This is a genomic window from Paenibacillus nicotianae, assembly GCF_042681745.1.
GTDB lineage: Bacteria > Bacillota > Bacilli > Paenibacillales > Paenibacillaceae > Saccharibacillus > Saccharibacillus nicotianae.
On sequence record NZ_JBHUGF010000010.1, the window covers coordinates 3028010 to 3046068 of the forward strand.

Here is an 18059-nt window from a genome sequence, read left to right on the forward strand (position 1 = left end):
TATCCCCTTTAATATTAAAAATAGGTGTGTCGCATTATGTTGGTATTTGTGCCTATATTGATTGTACTGAAATTTTGCGAAATTGTCAGGGGTATTGTTGCAATCATTCTGCACTTTTGAGAATAGTATAGTAGACAGCCATCATTGTAGACAGGGTGATGTAGTCTATTTATCTATAATTATGGCTGTACACATAGTATATGAAAGGCTCTATTAACTCACTGCATTAAATAACTAACTTGAATATGAAGTTGTCTTTCTAAGGCAAGTCCATCATCATAAGCAAATTCTTCTAATTTTAAGCCATAGATTTGTCCATTTTGTACAGCAGGTAATTGACTCCACATCGGATGTTGTTGCATCATCGGTTCCATCTGTTCTAACCAGTGAGCTGGCGCTACTACAAACATATGATCTGCTGCATAATGTGGTAACAGATGCTCTTCGATACATTTGAATCCACCTGCTTCAAATACTTCATGACGAATAGGATATGGCGGATGTAATTTGAGTGATCGATACAGATTATAACCTGCACGTGTACTTTCTCCCCAGATTGCAATCTGGTGGTCACCCCGAATTTCGTATAAACCTACTGTCTGCTCTGTAATATGCTCTAGTGCTAATTCATGCCGGGCTGCTTCGATTTGATACTGGTAGTGTTGAACCCATTCCTGCGCTTGTACCTGACGATTTAAGATCTGCCCTAAATAGAGCAATTCGTCGATATGATTTCTTCTTCCCCATTCGACGATAACTAATGGAGCAATCTTTCTTAATTGTGCATACAACTTGGGATATTCCAATACACAATCCGCTACAATAATCAGATCAGGTTGCATCTCTTCGGTAATCGTCTCCGGTAATTGAAATAACCACTCACTTGGCGGTTGATCGTTCCCTTTATCGATATGCCATAGCGGCACTGAAGATAATTCTTCTTCTATTAACATCGAATATTGATTGATCTCTGGCGCTGTTGCGAGTGGAGTGATCCCTAATGCCAGCAATGTGCCTGCAAATGGGAACGAAGCGACACGAGTAGTTCCTTTGCGCGCTCGAAATGTGCCGGGTGTCATGCCTGTAAACGAACGAAACTTTTTACTTAAATAAATACCATCACTGTATCCGATCTGCTCGGCGATATGATGCAGGGTATGATCTGTGCATAATAATTGCTCTTTGGCTTTGTTCATACGCCAGATTGCCAGATAATCAGAAAAGGTATACCCGATTTCTTTTTTGAATACTTCGGAAAAGTAATGCGGATGTAATCTGGTCTGGGCGGCTACATTTTCACGAGTAAGTAGCTGTTCTGACGCATATCTAATATAACTAGCCACCTGTTGCATCGAACGGTTTAAACATTTGTGATGGCGAGCATCATTCAAACTGCCGAGAAGTTGTAATAATTCATGTAAGATAGCATGAATATGATCGGTATCTTGATTCATGTATTGATTTATTTCTTCAACCAACCCAAAAAAGCGTTTATCTTGAGGATGCAAAATCGATCCATGCTCAGGCAGACTTTCATAACATAATTCATAACTCATAAGATTGGTATAATTATTTACCAGTTCATACCGCTCACAAGTGATGATATGTAAAAAGCCAACTTCATTGTAGGAAAGTTGTAATTCAACCTGTGGATGGATAATTAACAAATCACCCGCTTGCAAATACCATGTTTGTTGTTGATCGTTGGAATGAGTATTTGCTGTTGAAATATCTCTGACCATCAATGTACCTTTTTCTACAGCAATAATTGTAAAATATTCTGCATATAATGGAGTCATAAACACAGCACGTTTGTTCATAACAGAATGTGTAGGAGTAAGATGAAAAGAGTAGATTGATTTGCATATATCTAATATCGGATGTATGGGTGGCTGAATCATAAACGAATGATTACGCTGGCTACTCTGGTACATGTCCATACTGCAAACCTCCTCTGTAAATGATATGTTTTATCATTTATCTGTTAGCATTATATAATGTGAGAGAACTGTTTGTATAATTTTTTTGATCCGATTAGTAATAAAAAGCCTGCTGCTTTTTAGGGATTATTTAAAGTCTAATCCATAAAAGCAACAGGCAGTTAACAAATATTTAACTATTTAGAAATTATTTTCTTTTTCCAGCAGTATAAAAGTTCGGTATTGGCACATTCGACCAATCTGTATCAGATGCAAAATAAAAATCGGTATAGGTCGGTTGGTTGTAAGTTGTATTCTGACGAGCAACACCTGTACGATACTGTTTATTATGCAAAAGGGTATACAATTTATGCGTAGTCACTTCTGTACTCAGGTACATGCGGATCGCCGAACTATCAGTTGTACGTACCAGCATTTCTTCACGCCAGTCACCAAAAATATCCGCTACCAGTGAAGGAGTTCCTTTGGTATCGTTATTCGTTAGTGTTCCGGTAGCTGTTAATACGGTTCCTTTGCGCCAATCTTGAATCGTAGGTGTGACTTCACGAGCACCATCGATAATCTGCGTCGTCATATCAGCTCCCCATTTGATATTCATATTGGTTCCCGGAATTTTGGTACCGATCAATTGACCATCGGCTGTACGTAAATCTACCGACCATGCTTCTAGCCCCGGACGAGATGGATCAATATCACCGATCATGCCCCGCCCTGTATCTTTGCCACTATAGGCACCAAAGATTACTTTGCCTGTTCCGGCATCACGCATACTGTAGCCATAAGGCGCATAGGTCGCACCTTCATGTACCATATAGATTTCCATACCCGGACGGTTCGGATCGATATCTGTAACATGCATCGCATCTCCATGTCCCAGTCTAGCGATTACGCCTGGTGTAGCACTGTTAGCAGGCATAATATCCATCGAACTGTAGAGCAGACTGCCATCGTCATCTATAGTCGCTGATCCATATACAATCTCGTCTCGTCCATCTCCATCCACATCTGCCATCGTAAGTGAATGAGCTCCTTGTGTAGTAAGTGTACCAAGTTCGGGGTCTGTTCCATTTACACCATGAGGTCCATCGTTAAATGGATTGCTCATCGGTGTCCATCCGCTATCAGCATTCCATACTTTTTGTAAATGACGCCCATCCCAATTGTAGGAGACTAACACTGAACGCGTATAATACCCGCGCGCAAATACTGCCGATGGTGTTTTACCATTTAAATAAGCGACTCCTGCTAGAAAACGATCTACCCGATTGCCCGGTTCTATTCGTGACATCGCATAATCGCCCCACATCAATCCATCATCATGACGATCCGGTTCATACGCAATCGTTTCTAATTCTTTACCCGATTTACCTTCAAATACAGATAAGTATTCCGGCCCATCCAAAATAAAGCCTTCAAATGTACGCAGATCGTTACGCGCGCTACGAGCAGGTGCATAGACATCCATAAAGTAATTCGTCAACGCTTCAGCATCCACTCTAGATAAAGGATAATTATATTTCGGTGCAATTCCAAAACATTCTTCGAGCGTCTGAGGCCAGTGACCATTTTTCACTTCTTCTTGCTCACGCCATCCTTGAAACATAGCCACCACATGATCATAATAATCGCTACTGCTTAATCGATAATCATCTGTATTGGCATATCCTGCTTTTTTATCAGCTCTGGGTAATGTGATATATTTTTCAGAAGAGACTTTACCATGTGAGTTATAACGAGTAATCTTGGTGCCTGGAGCGGTTTTGAACATCATTTCAGCTTTGCCATCTCCATCAAAATCGTACACCATAAATTGAGTGTAATGTGCACCTGAGCGGATATTAACTCCTAGATCAATGCGGTATAATAATCGTCCATCTAATTGATACGCATCAATATACGTATTGCCTGTATACCCTTTTTGCGAGACATCTTTGGAATTAGAAGGGCTCCATTTCACAAAGTACTCATACGCTCCATCTCCATCCACATCACCTACACTCATATCATTGGCTGAATACGTATATGCTTCACCCGCAGGGGTCACTCCATCAGCCGGTTTTTGCAAAGGAAGATCGTAATACGTGTCATTCCAGACCGTGGCAGGTGCACTTAATTTCTTTTTGTCTGGTTTGCGTAGATCGTTAAGATTGTAATCGTTGCGATACGCAGTTAACTTGGATTCTTCTATAGCAGTTGTTGAAAGTGATTGGGTATCATAAACAGATTCGGTCACTGTAGCTGCCGAATCTATCGTACGGGGCTTTTTCGGCTGGATAGGTGCTACTGTATATTTAGCGGTAATTGTTCCTTGTCGATCCAGATAGTTGGTGCTATCGGTAACTACTGTTAAAAAGGCACCATTGCGGTATAGAGCAAAATCAGTACCTGTGAGTCCTGTCTGTGAATAACCGGTAGCTTCATCTCCAAGCAAGCGCCAACTTAGAAAAATACCATCCGGTGTTTTGGCTGCGACCAGACCTCGATCCAAATACTCTAACTGTACTCGTTTATTGCCTTTATCTTTGGCAATCGTCATCTCATTCGTATCGGCTGCAAATAATCCACTTGTCGGTAATACCAATACGATCCCTAGCGCTACAGCTACTATTTTAGTAGTTAGCGAATAGTGCTTTTCTTTCATACCCCTTCACCATCCTTAGTATTTTGGTAACGCTTACAAATATGAATAAGTGAATACTGCTATACAGATAATGATCTGTAAAAATGTACGTTACATTCCTCCTTTTCAATGACAAAAGCTTACTTTACATTTTGATAGATCGTCTGTAGTAACTCTTTTATTATAAATTTGAGATGTTCTCAAAGGTGTACACAAATCAGAGTCATCTGTTTAAATAACAGTGCCTTTCGATCACACTATTTTTGAAGTCTGATCTAATTACAATTTATTGTAAGCGCTCTATTATTGTGTTAAATATTTATATGTGATATTACCTAACACATAATTTATAATATTGCATAAATTAATGCCTTCAAATTATATTTTTGCACAAATAAATAGAATACATATCGTCAAAATAGAGAACCAAAAGATATTATTACGTTACATTCTTTGTTTGTTGACGTGCAATGTAAAAATATATTCAAAAAGGGGCGAATAACATGGACATCAAACCAACCGGAGGTAAAATTTGGTCTTTAGGGTTACAACATGTATTAGCGATGTATGCAGGAGCTATTCTGGTACCACTGTTAGTTGGACGGGCGCTTAATCTTACAGCAGAGCAGTTGTCTTATCTGGTAGCGATTGATCTATTAACCTGTGGGATAGCTACTATGTTACAGGCCTGGAAAAACAAATATCTAGGTATTGGTCTACCTGTCATGCTGGGAAGCTCTTTTGTCGCTATTACTCCGATGATTGGAATCGGTAATCAGTACGGACTGAATGCGATCTATGGTGCGATTATAGCTGCCGGGTTGTTTGTCTTTTTATTCGCTGGCTTTTTTGGTAAAATTATTCGCTTATTCCCCCCTGTAGTAACTGGCACCGTTGTAACGGTTATCGGTCTTTCCCTTATTCCAACCGGGATTCGCAATATGGCTGGTGGTGCTAATAGCCCCGAATTTGGTAGTCTCACAAATTTCCTTCTTTCTTTTGGCGTACTAGCATTGATCTTAATCATTAATCGCTTTTTTACCGGGTTTATGCGTTCGTTATCGGTATTGATAGGTATTGTTGCTGGAACCGTTGTTGCTTTTATGATCGGCAAAGTTAACTTTTCTAGTGTTAGCGAAGCTTCCTGGTTCCATCTTCCTCAATTATTTATGTTCGGTATGCCTGAATTTAAAATAGCTCCGATTTTGACAATGATCATTGTCTGTATGGTGATCGTGGTTGAATCTACAGGTGTATTTCTAGCTTTGGGTAAAGTATGTGATCAGAAATTAACGCCACAAGATATGACACGCGGTTATCGTACAGAAGGATTAGCGATTGTGCTTGGTGGTATGTTCAATGCTTTTCCATACAATACCTTTGCTCAAAATGTAGGGCTGGTCGAATTGTCACGCGTCAAAACACGTAATGTGATCGTTGCGGCGGCAAGTATTCTGATTGTACTGGGATTGGTTCCCAAAATTGCTGCACTTGCTACTGTTATCCCTGCTGCTGTTCTAGGTGGCGCTACAGTTGTATTGTTCGGTATGGTAGTGGCTTCAGGGATTCGGATGCTAACTGAAGTAGACTTCAAAGAACAACGTAATCTGCTAGTTGTTGCTTGCTCGATCTCACTTGGTATTGGAGCAACGGTTGTACCCGAGCTTTTTGCAGGCTTGCCTTCAGCATTACGTATTATTGTTAGTGACGGTACGATCACAGGCAGTTTATCTGCTATTTTTTTAAATCTATTTTTTAACTTATCTCTCAAATGGAAACGTCCTGCTACTATTCCTGCTCAGGTCGAACCGATCAAACAACATGGATAGATAGCCAATTCTACGATAGACATAAACATTACTGGATCAGTCTTTCTTTTCTATTGTATGTATTGATACGAGAAATACCGATTCATATACTATTATCCAACCTATCCAAAAGCTACTTTTTTGTGAGTATCCTTTCTCATAAAAAGTAGCTTTTTGGGTATATAACGATAGAGACTGTACTGAAATACAAGACACGACTCTCTATTGACGGTTATAATAGAGTGATACTGTGTACACCCAAAATAGATGACAACGATAGGAGCTACCCATGTCTAATCAAAGTATTATTTTTTTCGACATTGATGGAACATTATTGGATTTTGATAAAAAGTTACCGGAAAGCACCAAAAAAGCTGTATTCGATCTAAAAGCACGCGGTCATGAAGTTGCTATTGCAACTGGTCGTGCTCCGTTTATGTTTGATGATATTCGCAAAGAACTTGAGATTGATACGTATGTCAGTTACAACGGACAGTATGTTGTTTTGCGTGGCGAAGTGTTATATACCAATCCGCTTAACAAAGATGCGTTGCTTGAACTGACTCAAACCGCATTAGAACAAAATAATCCGTTAGTTTATATGGATGCTGAAGATATGCGAGCCAGTGTACCGGAAGAAGATGAAATGATCACCACCAGTATTCATACTTTAAAAGTAAGCAAATTCCCGACCTATGATCCGTTATATCATCAAGGCCGAGAAATTTACCAATGTCTTCTATTCTGTATAGGAGATGCCGAGAAAAAGTATGAGCAAGACTTCAAATCATTCGATTTTATACGCTGGCATCCAATGTCTGTCGATGTTCTTCCAGCAGGCGGTTCCAAAGCACATGGGATTGCCAAAATTACAGAAAAACTAGGGTTCCCTAAAGAAAGACAATATGCGTTCGGCGATGGACTGAACGATGTTGAAATGCTCAAACAAATTTATAACAGTGTCGCTATGGGCAATGCTGAACCTGAAGCCAAAGCAGTTGCTCGTCATATTACCAAGTCTGTTGATGAGAATGGGATTTTACATGGACTGCAAATGGTAGGATTGTTAGACTAATCCTTTAACTTTTATCTTCACTATCTTCATTTATTCCCCTTTTTCTCCGATATTTGAAAAGGATGTGCATTTTACATCTTTGTCAGATCTATAGAGAAAAAGGGGATTTTTCACAATGAAAAAAGGATTGTTATGTCTGTTGAGCTGGATTATGGTATTTGTCATCCTGATGCCTAGCCATACCACTCATGCTGTCAATGTAAAAGGAAGTACATATCAAAGCGTTTCTTTATTTGTAAATGGTAAGTTTCAGATCACCCAGCAATATACGCAGTTCGTGAATAACAATAAGCTATACATTCCTATCAAAATTATGGATCGGATTCCAGGTATCACGATTCAATATGGTAGTCCGCTTACGATTACTGGTAATAAAGGAAGTATTACAGTCAACGATTCTAATTCATTTGCTTATGCAGGCGTAACCTATGTGATGTACAAATCGTTGTTAGCGATTAGCGATTTGGATGGAAAATATGCGTCTAGTGCTCAATCATTATTTATTTGGAGTGACGATGAAGGCAAGCGCGCATCCAGTGAAATTTTAACGAATATCAGTCAATTGCCTGCAAAGTTTGGTTACTTTGTCGGTCAGAAAATATTTCCTTTCAATTACCCGGGCGCCTATTGGATTACTGATGTAAGTTATGCATCTTCTACGCTGTATACAACGATTCAAAATAAATCAGGTGATACATATCAGATCAGTAGCGACTTGTCTGATCTCGATTTTCTTGTTGATAATCAAATCACTACTTATAATCAACAATGGCGTGGCAAAACGGTCTGGTTCAATAATATCGCTTATCAAGCAACCAATATTCGTAATTTAGAGAAACTAACCTTTGTCGCGGTGCAAGTAGATGATCAAAATAATGCTATCGTCACATTACAGAAATTGAATGGAAAGAAAGTCTTTATTGGACTGAATGAAGATTACTATATTGGTACGATGTTAAGTGAAATTTTGTTTTCTATGAATCCACGTAGTGTGTACAAATGGAGCGATAAAGTCTGGACAGCGATCAGTAACAATAAATTATTAGACAATATGACCCGTGAACAAGTTATGTTATCTTGGGGCAAGCCAGCAGATATCAATACGTATCAATCATCCTCTTTAACGTATGAGCAATGGATCTATTCTGGAGCCTATCTTTATTTCTGGAACGGTCGTCTCAGTTCAGCTCAAAGTCGTTAAAATAAAACCAGCTATTTTCTTACGCAGAAGATACGCTGGTTTTTATTTATATTTTACATATAACTTATGTTCATGTTTACTTTAAGTTTGGTTGAAGTTTGATAATAAATATTATATGATAAAGATAGAGGTGAGAATCATGAGTACATTAACAGAACGAGAAATAGCTTTGGCAGAAGCCATTACAATCCCATCTTTAATTGCACAACAACTAGATCACCAAGATCAGCTTCAATTATCTACTTTTCTCAAAGTGTTACTTAAATATATCGAAAAGACATCTCCTGCATCTGCTGAACATCTTTTGCAACAGATTCACTTAGAAGATGATGTAACTGTGCAACAATTACAACAATATTTTCAATTGATTCTTGTTCATCAAATCAATATAGCAACTGATCCTACGATTTCGAACAAAAAATATACTACCGGAGATATTGCTCGCTTTTTTGGAGTAAGTGTAGCTACAATCAATAACTGGATTCATAAAGGTCGAATTGTAGGGGTAGAAAAAGGAGAGCGTTTTAAACAAGCGCGTATTCCAGAAGATGCTATTTATCTATCTACTACTGGAGAAAATATCACGATTAAAGAAGCTTCTGAGTTATACCACACCGAATTAGAACGAACCTCTCTTCGTCCTACAACAGCTATTGAAGAAATGAAAGAACTGATTGATGCTATTTATCATTATGAACAAAAATATAATGGTACTTATGAAGAAGTTATCCTTACACACACTACAATGACATCACAACAACAACGAGATTTTACAGAATGGCAACAATTGTTGCGAACATTACAGGACGTTAAGCGATGACAGTACGTTACCCTTCTAATATTACACTTATAGAAAAAGAATTTCGTCATATCATTACAGATCTGCGGGATGGAGACGGTTCAGGGCTTATGAGTAGCTTGTCTTTTCAACGATATACTATTGTTTTTGTAGATGGTGGTAAGCTTAGAATAACAGAGCGAATCAGTAAAGGTAATATTGACTATTCCTATTATGATTGGGAACAATCAGAAGGTAGAATTATTAAATTTCATTCCGAACCGCACCCTGATGATCCCAAATATCAAACGCTGACCGAACCTCATCATATTCATCCACCGGCTGAAGCAAAATTGCATAATCAAACGCGTTATTCTAACTTTTATCATCAAGAACTGCCTGCTATTCTCGAACTTATTTTTATCCATATTATGAGTCAAAAAACATTATAATTTTGTTGAAGTATATACATACAACAAAAAGGAGAGTTATCTATACGATAGCTCTCCTTTTTTCCATTGTGATACATCTTTGATACATCGAAATGATGACTTCTAGATTATGGAGTTGTGCCCCATACTAATGTCCCTTTATTGTAGATACTTGCTTTGTTCCAATCAACCAGTGCAGTCTGGTTAGCGCCATAAGAGTAATCGTTAGTTTCATTGTAATTACTCCAATCGGCTGGATGAATACGAGCTTGGATATCTCCGCTTTGACCTCCGGCTGGAATCGAACCGGCTCCACTACCAAAGCTTAATTCAACATAACGATTAGCGGTCGTTTTGGATGTGGTCGGTGTACCAAATGCACCACTAATATTGGTTCCGCCTATGCTCGCCCAATCGATAAAAAATTGCTGCTTTTGCTGACTTTCATCACTGTAATAGTAACGAATTTTGAGATCACTTAGATTTACAGCGGTACTACCGTTATTTTTGATATTAAAAACAGGGCGAATTGCATTATCGGTCGGATTGCTGTCACCATTACGGTATTGCAGTACAAGTGCTCCTGTTGTAGCTGGAGGTGTGCTTGTATCTGTATCACTACCGCCTGTCGTCGGAGGTGTTGTCCCGGTATCACCACCTGTAGTTGGAGGTGTTGTCGTATCTGGATCTGTTTCGCTACTTGTAGTGGTTGCCCCTAGACGAGTCTCATCCCGCACAAATTTACCGGAAGCTGTTAAGTTATTCGCTGTCCATCCACCTGCTGAACTTGCACCAGACTGAAGAGCTGCTGATGCTTCGTTTTTATCTGAAAGTGACCAGTTCGCCCAACTAATTTTGCGATTAGCTAAGAAATTAGTCCATACTTTCGATTCACTTAGGAATGGGCCTCCATTACCGGATGCATCGCTTGTTCCCCATTCTGTAACAAATACAGGCGCTTTTTTGCTCAAAGCATAATCGATCCGATCACGTAAAAATTGTCCATGTGTTCCTGCATAGAAATGTACAGCGTACATTGTGTTTTTATCAGGTAACTGGTTATCTGCTGCATCATGTACATCCTGACTCCATGTTCCTGTACCTACAATAATAATATTATCTGGATCTTTGGCACGAATCACTTGAGTCACTTCTTGCGCATAAGGACGAATCTGCCCATTCCATGTGACTCCACCGTTCGGCTCATTGGCTAATTCGTAGATCACATTTGGTGAGTCTTTGTATAGACCTGCCATTTCACTGAAAAAGGCTTTGGATTGTGTTTTATATATATTCGGATCATTGTCAGAAAGAATATGCCAATCAATAATCACATAGACACCTAGTTCCTGAGCGGCTGCGACTGCTTCTTTCACTTTGTTTTTAAGCGAAGGGTTGGAAATGTATCCATTCTCTGCGGTATACATAGCTACCCGAAATACAGTAATTCCCCAGTCATCTCGTAACCATTTCATCGTATCTTTGTTCACATAATTACCATACCACTGAATCCCATGAGAACTCATACCTTTTAATTGGACAGGTGTACCGTTCTTATCTACCAACTGTCCGTTAGCAATCGATAATTGTCCATACTTCTGCACTGGCGTTGTAGCTGCACTTGCTTGTGGCACCCAGACCGAAGTGGTTAGCGATAACGTCAATACAGCAGTTAATACCGAAGCGCTCCACTTTTTAAACATCGTCTTTTTCATTAATTATCAGCTCACCTTCTTAATTAATGTAAAATTATGTTATTTAGGACACTCACCTATTATAGAGTAACTTTCGCTTAAAATATAGTTTTTTGTGTAAAAACGACTAATAAATACCATATTATAGGTGATAATATGTATTACCTTATGGAAGGTAGATGAATCTACTTTAGTACGATTTTCCTTATTTTTATATCGTACAGCTAACGATTGACATATTAGAAAAAAAAGCCAGCATAGCTACGGCAATTATCCGCATCTATACTGGCTTTATGATCTTACATTTTATAATTATGAATTAATCGTTCGTTCGGTAGATGTCAATTCAGTCTGCTCGATCTGCATATTCGATTCTTTGGCATACAGTACATACGTAATCAGGCTGAACAAAGCAACAATCGCCATCATCCATTGTACATAAGAAGGAGACAACGTATCTAGCATCCGTCCGGCAACAACAGAGAATAATCCTCCGCCAATCGCACAGCCAGCCATCACGATACTGGTATTACGAGCTATATTTTTGGGCATTAACTTTTTCATATAGACCAGTGTGACCACATAAAGACCGGATAACATGAGACCCAATAACACGATCAAAATATAACTAAGAAGTGGATTTCGATTCAGTGCAAATAAAGACAGCAATACGATCATACTGCTCCAATGAATAAACAAATACCGGCGATAACCGATACGTTCTGCTTCATAACCGGCAAACATCCGCCCCACAATCATAGCTGCCCAGAATACGGTAACACTGATCGGTGCTGTGCCTGCATCTGCCATTCCTGTTTCTAACATAAGCGATGGCAAATAATTCACTAACCCGATATCGGTCGCTCCATATAAGAAAAATAGAAAAACAAACGATGGCAATAACAGACTTCCACCTACCCACAATCGTTTGAGACGAGCAGAAGGATGATTGGTTGCCGCCGCTGCCACTACAGCACCAACCGGACCTGAAGAAGCCGCTGTTGCTGGAACGACATGAGGTAGATCGGTCAAATGACGTGGCAAAAATAATGGCTCTACTCCTTCAAATCGGCTAAAGCGTACAAATAAAGATAAAAAGATACAATATACCGCGATGCCGAGCAATGCATAATTCCACAACCCTGACCGCACCAGCATACCAATCGCTAGCGGGAATAATAGTGAACCTACACCAAATGCAATCTCCAAGCGACTCATAGCAATCGCGGCATTGGATTGTAATCCTTCCAAAATAACGGCTGCAATTACCGATTCAATAATACCGCCCAGAAATCCTGCGATAGCGATACCGACAATTAAGATCGACCATGGTGGTAAAAAGGCGATCAAAATATAACAAATAGCTACGCCGATTGCGCCTATATGTAACATCGTTTTTTTCGAGATTCGATTGGCTAACCAGGGCTGAATCAACATCCCTATAATCGATGCTCCAAATTCTATAAAAATAAGTGCTCCGGCATCTGTATAATCCCGATCATATAATGGCAGTAATACGGTAACAATCGCTGCCACTGTCACTTTGATAGCACCCATTAATAAATAAAATAAACTACCCATCCAAATCAAACGTTTCAAAACTGCCTTCCCTCCTTTATAAGTCCGGGTTGTGCTTACCCAGATAAAACGCTAACTGCAAGAATTATACTTCTTCTATCGCAGAGATGCATTCAATTTTCATTATTTTTTAAATTTTCATGAAAATCGTTGTTATTTACTATTTTCTTACATTTATAGACAATACAAAAGTCATCTGCATACTCACTATAAGAGCATTAGCAGATGACTTTTATCTTTTTTTCAAAATAGCACTAGCGGATTACGCTTCTTCTATTCTTACATCAATCACATGCTCTGCTAAATCGACATAATCGTGATCTAGCTCCACTTTAACTTTGCCTTGTCTACGCTTTTCACGCCATAAGGCTAGATCTTCTTCCGATTCTAATCGTAATTCAGCGAGTTCTTCTGCACGATCGAATATATATTTACTCGTATATAGCAGTGTGTAGATACCTTGCCCTGCCAATGCAATAGGTTCTGTTCGTTCTTGCCACTCGGTAACTGTAAATTTCACATATAACAAATTCGCTTTCTGCGGATCAGCAGGAATCTCGGTAATATCCAATCGCTTGACGATATCCCATCTATCTACTTTGCCATAATAGCTTATACCCGTTCTACCCAACGATTCAAACTTTCGTCTGGATTCATACATCGCTACATACTCTATCTGCGTAATCACCTGAGTATCCACAAAGTTAGCCAGTGGCACATGGTAGAAATGTTCTGCCAGTGCAATCTGTAGTTGCTCCGGTCCACGTACTGATCCTATTAGCATATTTTTGTCTAGCAATTTGTTCTGGTAATATGTTTTTGTTCCACGAGGTGAAGTAGAACGTTCGTAGGCTTTTTCTGGGCTATCTTGAATCAATTCATCTAGAAATTGCTCCACTAGACTGGTCGCATTCGGCAAAAAAGGTAACGCTCCTACATTTAACTTGCGAATACTACGGTAAAAGTGGTGTTCACGAAATTGCTCTTCATCTCCATACGGAAATAATACATATGCGCCAAACATACTACGCTCATATTTGTCACCAGCAGACATATGCACAATCGCATCGCGATAACGATGCATCGTGTTAATATCTTCTTCCTGTGGCCCTGGCTTTTGGTAAGCAGAAGCATAAGACGAGCCTTCTACAGCGGCATTCAACTTGTATTTGGCATCAAAAATGAAGCTGTATTCTTTGGTCTGTCCGGCATCTACTTTCATTAGAGACAGTACATTATCCGGTCGCTGTGGCAAAGTCGGGGTGACTTCTTGGCTCGGTAGACTGTTATAATACAGCACAAATGTCTCGTTATTACGCGGGTTCAGATATTCCATTCGGGATTGCTGTCCTCTACCTAAAGTTACAAATAATCCGCTATGGTTGAGCCTGATGAGATTTTGCTTAATTAATGGATATTTACGACTTAGCAATTCATTTAACTTCAAAAAGCACCAGTACTCATAGATTTCTGCAATATCTTTCATCGATAAGCGTAACAGATCGCTCTGGATCGATAATCCTTTGAGAAGCAAAAGATAATAACGATACATTTCCCGATAACCGGGCGCCATCTGGAGTACTAGACTAATACTTATTTGCCGTATCGGTGAAATCTGTTGTAGCCATTCTAACGATAATATCTGCTCTAACCGCGAGATCATCTGACTAACACGCTTTACAAAAACAGAATCATACGCTCGACTACGGAAATTCTGTGGTCGGGTTAACTGGTTGTACTGGTCTTGTAATTGCTGTAACTTGCTCAATATACGCTCTAACATCCAACGTAAAAAACGGTTTTCTGCGGTATCGTAAGAGATATGCTTCATCGTATCTAGCAAATGAGTCGGCTGGTAACGTTCTGTCCCTATCGGTAACCATCCATGAACAGAATCTTGTTCCAAGTATTGCGGATGTCTGGCAAGATAGGCATTATTGCGGTTACTTCCCCGCTTCACTCGTGATGCAGGCTTACGTTCTAGAGATTTGTTCAGCTTATGATGAGGTTGCCGATTAATCCGTTCGATCGCAATCTCCATCTGGTGAAATAAATGAGTAATCAATGCAAAAAACTCACTCAAACTCTGGTGCTGGGTATCCCGAATACGAACAGACTGATATGTCCGCTTGAGAAAATCAAACGATAGATTGTACACCTGTTCATTCACTTCACATAGCAACTGGATATAATCTTGCTTGTAATCCAGCTTGGACGGGAAAATTTCCAGTTCGATCGCTATTAATCGTTGTCCTCCGCTACGTAATTCCAATTCTGTAAAACCGACTTCATTTTTAAAATTCAAAATTCCAGATAACACCTGCTCACCCTTAGGCGTTATCGCTTCTCGAATCGCCAGATGTTCATGATGAAATTGTACAGGCAACTGCATATACTCGTCCGACTTAATCAGCAAAAATTCATAGTTCTGTTGCTCGTAAAAACAAGGAAAAGACGGTGTTGTCCCGTCCCATAGCATAAGCTTATATTCAGTTGGTGAAAAAACCGAGATTCTTTCAATCACCACATCAGGCGAAAGTGAACGACAGATCAGATGCGCATCCACCCATTCTCCCTGATCGCGGTGCAACTGTAAGGTCTCCACGACCGGATGATACGGTTTGCCTTTGATATAGATCGTCCCGATATTGCATTTCACTTCTAACAAATCAGTACTCTGATTAAGAAATCCAGTAGGATGTGAATCCATCTTCATCTAACCTCACAATCATATCCACTAGCTTATGCGCTGTCTGTGGATAGTTCGCCTGTGGTGGGGTATTTCCGCGATCCCATTGTGTCCAGAAGGCATCATCATCTTCCATCGGTGACGGAATACGGACACTATCTTGTAAGCACAGACGTAATAGCTTCACCAACACACGCCGTACTCCAGACTGACTTCCTTGTATACGTGGCAAAATCTTCTGCATCATCTGTAGATCAAATGCTTCTGCTTCATTCATCAATCCAAAACGTTCGTTATAGATCATATAAAAGCATACTGCATCTCGTATCCGAAACCCTACATGCGCATGGATATCTTCCAGTATGTCGTTAACGGTTACCAATCGCTCAGTGGTACGGGTGATTAATTCTGCATAATGGTCATACGCATCGATCAATTGTAAATAATCTGCTCGCAAAAAAGACTGCTCGACCAGTACAGCTTCGACCACCTGCTGACTTTCTTCACGTAACTTGGGTAACTGCATTAGATCGATAGAGTTAAATTCAAGCGTATTCGCCCGATCGAGCACCTTTTTGCTAAATGGATACGTGGTCTCATCCATATTAACAGTTCCGATCAGATACACATTTTCCGGTATGCCCAGATTCCCATATCGTTCTAGATCGCTTTCCAGTTCTAAGGTAGCTACTGGAATTACCGGATCAGTCAAAATATGTCTACCCTGCCACGATTGGGTCTCCAAAAGACTCAAAATATCGCTAAAGTAATGCTCCACTCGTGCCAGATTCATTTCATCCAGACAGATAAAATAAGGCTTATGACGATTCTCCGATTGAGATGCTTCAGCAATCACCGATGTGAGTGGGCCTGGCTTGAAAGTACCGGACAAATCTTTGTACCCGATCAGATCGGTCGGATCACTCCAATCTGGACGTACCGGAATCAAGCGAAATTGCCCGTTCAGCGCTGTCGCTCCTACCGCTTCCGCGAACAGACGAATCAGACGCGTCTTCCCTGTGCCGGAGATGCCTGCGAGAATCACAAACGGGCGTGTTTTGAGAGAGAGGTAGAAGTTCTCGATTAAGTGGGCTGGGAAGTAGAATCCACGTTGGGTGATGTAGTCGCGGATATTGCTTAGTGTCGCCTGTACATCCCGATCACGAATCTGTGTAGAGAAATCTTCTTCACTCTCTTCATCTTGTACAATCGTAGTCCAGACCGTATTCGGGGTGATTGCTTGACTCTCGATATAGAACATATAACTATCCATTGCATCCCATAGATCGGTGATCAACTGTTCATTGTCTGGCATATGTTCCCGTTCATAATGAAAATAAGCAATTGTCGACGTCTGGTAATCATCGCCTAATCGCCCATCATTAAGTTCAATATCATCCGATCGATTCATCCGATTCTCTGGTAACTGGGAACGTATTTCCTTCGTACGTTCTTGCAAATAAGTTGTACTGTCTGCTTTGCCCAAATGGCTACGTGCTTCTCCCAGCCCTTGATTCAATGTCAAATACACATGTTGCATATCTGCTGAAAATAAATAGGCTACATATACACCACGCTGAATGGTATCTGTAATCTGCGGATACATTACTGCTAACCAGGGAATCGTCGCCCAATTACCTCGACCTACCGATCCTTGCACTTTAAAATGGTTATGGATAAAAGGTAGTGACTTGAGATGTTCCGGTACGGTCTTACGCACATATTCAGCAAGCGGATGTCCGGTAAGCGGTTGAGCTTTGGCTTGAGTGTACGATGACATAATATTCAATAAGTCTTCTCGTAGAGAGAAATCAGATTGAGGTGGTGCATAATAAGCATCTAATTCATCTTGTGCATACTGGTACAATTCATCCAGAACAGACTGATCCCACCGATTGTAATATTCTTGCTTGAAGCCTAATGTGTAACTACCGTTAGGATAATCTAGGATAGATGATAGTGCTTCTATAGGTGAATCGATCACATATTGAACTCGCTTTAATGGTAAATCCGCCCAGCGAAAAGCCATACGAGAAGGCGGTGCATCTACAGGTAGATTATTGGCTTCACGCTCTTGAAAATAAGATAAAAATCGTTCTTTGATTCTTGTCAAAGATACTTCTCTTAAATGAGTCACACGCATTTCTTCTAAAAGAACAAGAATGAGTACCATTTTATATGATTTTTGCTTGTGTATAAAAATGTCTTGGAGTTCTTTTGGCAAGGTCATGAGTATTCTCCTGTG

At 39.9% G+C, this 18059-nt stretch carries 11 protein-coding genes; 5 read left to right on the forward strand and 6 right to left on the reverse strand.

All coding sequences use genetic code 11. The features are described 5' to 3' along the window. Positions 1-218: 218 nt before the first annotated feature. Together ACFSGI_RS17460 and ACFSGI_RS17465 are read right to left on the reverse strand one after the other, a co-directional pair. A complete protein-coding gene (locus tag ACFSGI_RS17460) occupies positions 219-1940 on the reverse strand; it encodes a helix-turn-helix domain-containing protein (protein WP_204825457.1) in 1722 nt (573 codons plus the stop codon). A 187-nt stretch (positions 1941-2127) separates the two neighbouring features. After that, on the reverse strand, positions 2128-4581 hold the full coding sequence (locus ACFSGI_RS17465; protein WP_204825458.1) for a rhamnogalacturonan lyase: 2454 nt from the start codon (positions 4579-4581) through the stop codon (positions 2128-2130). 482 nt (positions 4582-5063) lie between these two features. Between ACFSGI_RS17465 and ACFSGI_RS17470 the strand changes: the two genes are divergently transcribed. The 5 genes from ACFSGI_RS17470 (at position 5064) to ACFSGI_RS17490 (ending at position 9874) form a co-directional block, all read left to right on the forward strand. After that, on the forward strand, positions 5064-6389 hold the full coding sequence (locus ACFSGI_RS17470) for a nucleobase:cation symporter-2 family protein (protein ID WP_204825459.1): 1326 nt from the start codon (positions 5064-5066) through the stop codon (positions 6387-6389). 268 nt (positions 6390-6657) lie between these two features. Beyond that, entirely contained in the window at positions 6658-7443 is a 786-nt protein-coding gene (locus tag ACFSGI_RS17475; protein WP_204825460.1) for a Cof-type HAD-IIB family hydrolase, read from the forward strand. Between the two features lie 115 nt (positions 7444-7558). After that, positions 7559-8644 (forward strand): hypothetical protein, encoded by a 1086-nt coding sequence (locus ACFSGI_RS17480; protein WP_204825461.1) that lies wholly within the window; start codon positions 7559-7561, stop codon positions 8642-8644. A 139-nt stretch (positions 8645-8783) separates the two neighbouring features. Beyond that, positions 8784-9464 (forward strand): helix-turn-helix domain-containing protein, encoded by a 681-nt coding sequence (locus ACFSGI_RS17485; RefSeq protein WP_204825462.1) that lies wholly within the window; start codon positions 8784-8786, stop codon positions 9462-9464. Continuing rightward, positions 9461-9874, forward strand: coding sequence for a toxin-antitoxin system TumE family protein (locus tag ACFSGI_RS17490; protein ID WP_204825463.1), 414 nt, complete (start codon positions 9461-9463; stop codon positions 9872-9874). The genes ACFSGI_RS17485 and ACFSGI_RS17490 overlap by 4 nt, the downstream gene beginning before the upstream one ends. A gap of 107 nt (positions 9875-9981) precedes the next feature. On the opposite strand, the gene ACFSGI_RS17495 is transcribed toward ACFSGI_RS17490, so the two are convergent. The 4 genes from ACFSGI_RS17495 to ACFSGI_RS17510 form a co-directional block, all read right to left on the reverse strand. Further along, entirely contained in the window at positions 9982-11568 is a 1587-nt protein-coding gene (locus ACFSGI_RS17495) for a cellulase family glycosylhydrolase (protein ID WP_204825464.1), read from the reverse strand. Between the two features lie 291 nt (positions 11569-11859). Then, positions 11860-13146 carry an MFS transporter gene (locus tag ACFSGI_RS17500; protein ID WP_204825465.1) on the reverse strand — a complete coding sequence of 429 codons (1287 nt, stop codon included), beginning with the start codon at positions 13144-13146 and terminating at the stop codon, positions 11860-11862. A gap of 241 nt (positions 13147-13387) precedes the next feature. Continuing rightward, positions 13388-15841, reverse strand: a complete 2454-nt coding sequence (locus ACFSGI_RS17505) for a DUF2357 domain-containing protein (RefSeq protein WP_379283801.1) — start codon at positions 15839-15841, stop codon at positions 13388-13390. Beyond that, positions 15807-18044 carry an McrB family protein gene (locus ACFSGI_RS17510; protein ID WP_204825467.1) on the reverse strand — a complete coding sequence of 746 codons (2238 nt, stop codon included), beginning with the start codon at positions 18042-18044 and terminating at the stop codon, positions 15807-15809. Before ACFSGI_RS17510 ends, ACFSGI_RS17505 begins: the two co-directional genes overlap by 35 nt. Positions 18045-18059: the final 15 nt, after the last annotated feature.

Bases quoted from the DNA above. Each gene is read 5' to 3' on its own strand.
- ACFSGI_RS17460 (WP_204825457.1), bottom strand. From the start codon at position 1,940: ATGGACATGTACCAGAGTAGCCAGCGTAATCATTCGTTTATGATTCAG.
- ACFSGI_RS17465 (WP_204825458.1), bottom strand. From the start codon at position 4,581: ATGAAAGAAAAGCACTATTCGCTAACTACTAAAATAGTAGCTGTAGCG.
- ACFSGI_RS17470 (WP_204825459.1), top strand. From the start codon at position 5,064: ATGGACATCAAACCAACCGGAGGTAAAATTTGGTCTTTAGGGTTACAA.
- ACFSGI_RS17475 (WP_204825460.1), top strand. From the start codon at position 6,658: ATGTCTAATCAAAGTATTATTTTTTTCGACATTGATGGAACATTATTG.
- ACFSGI_RS17480 (WP_204825461.1), top strand. From the start codon at position 7,559: ATGAAAAAAGGATTGTTATGTCTGTTGAGCTGGATTATGGTATTTGTC.
- ACFSGI_RS17485 (WP_204825462.1), top strand. From the start codon at position 8,784: ATGAGTACATTAACAGAACGAGAAATAGCTTTGGCAGAAGCCATTACA.
- ACFSGI_RS17490 (WP_204825463.1), top strand. From the start codon at position 9,461: ATGACAGTACGTTACCCTTCTAATATTACACTTATAGAAAAAGAATTT.
- ACFSGI_RS17495 (WP_204825464.1), bottom strand. From the start codon at position 11,568: ATGAAAAAGACGATGTTTAAAAAGTGGAGCGCTTCGGTATTAACTGCT.
- ACFSGI_RS17505 (WP_379283801.1), bottom strand. From the start codon at position 15,841: ATGAAGATGGATTCACATCCTACTGGATTTCTTAATCAGAGTACTGAT.
- ACFSGI_RS17510 (WP_204825467.1), bottom strand. From the start codon at position 18,044: ATGACCTTGCCAAAAGAACTCCAAGACATTTTTATACACAAGCAAAAA.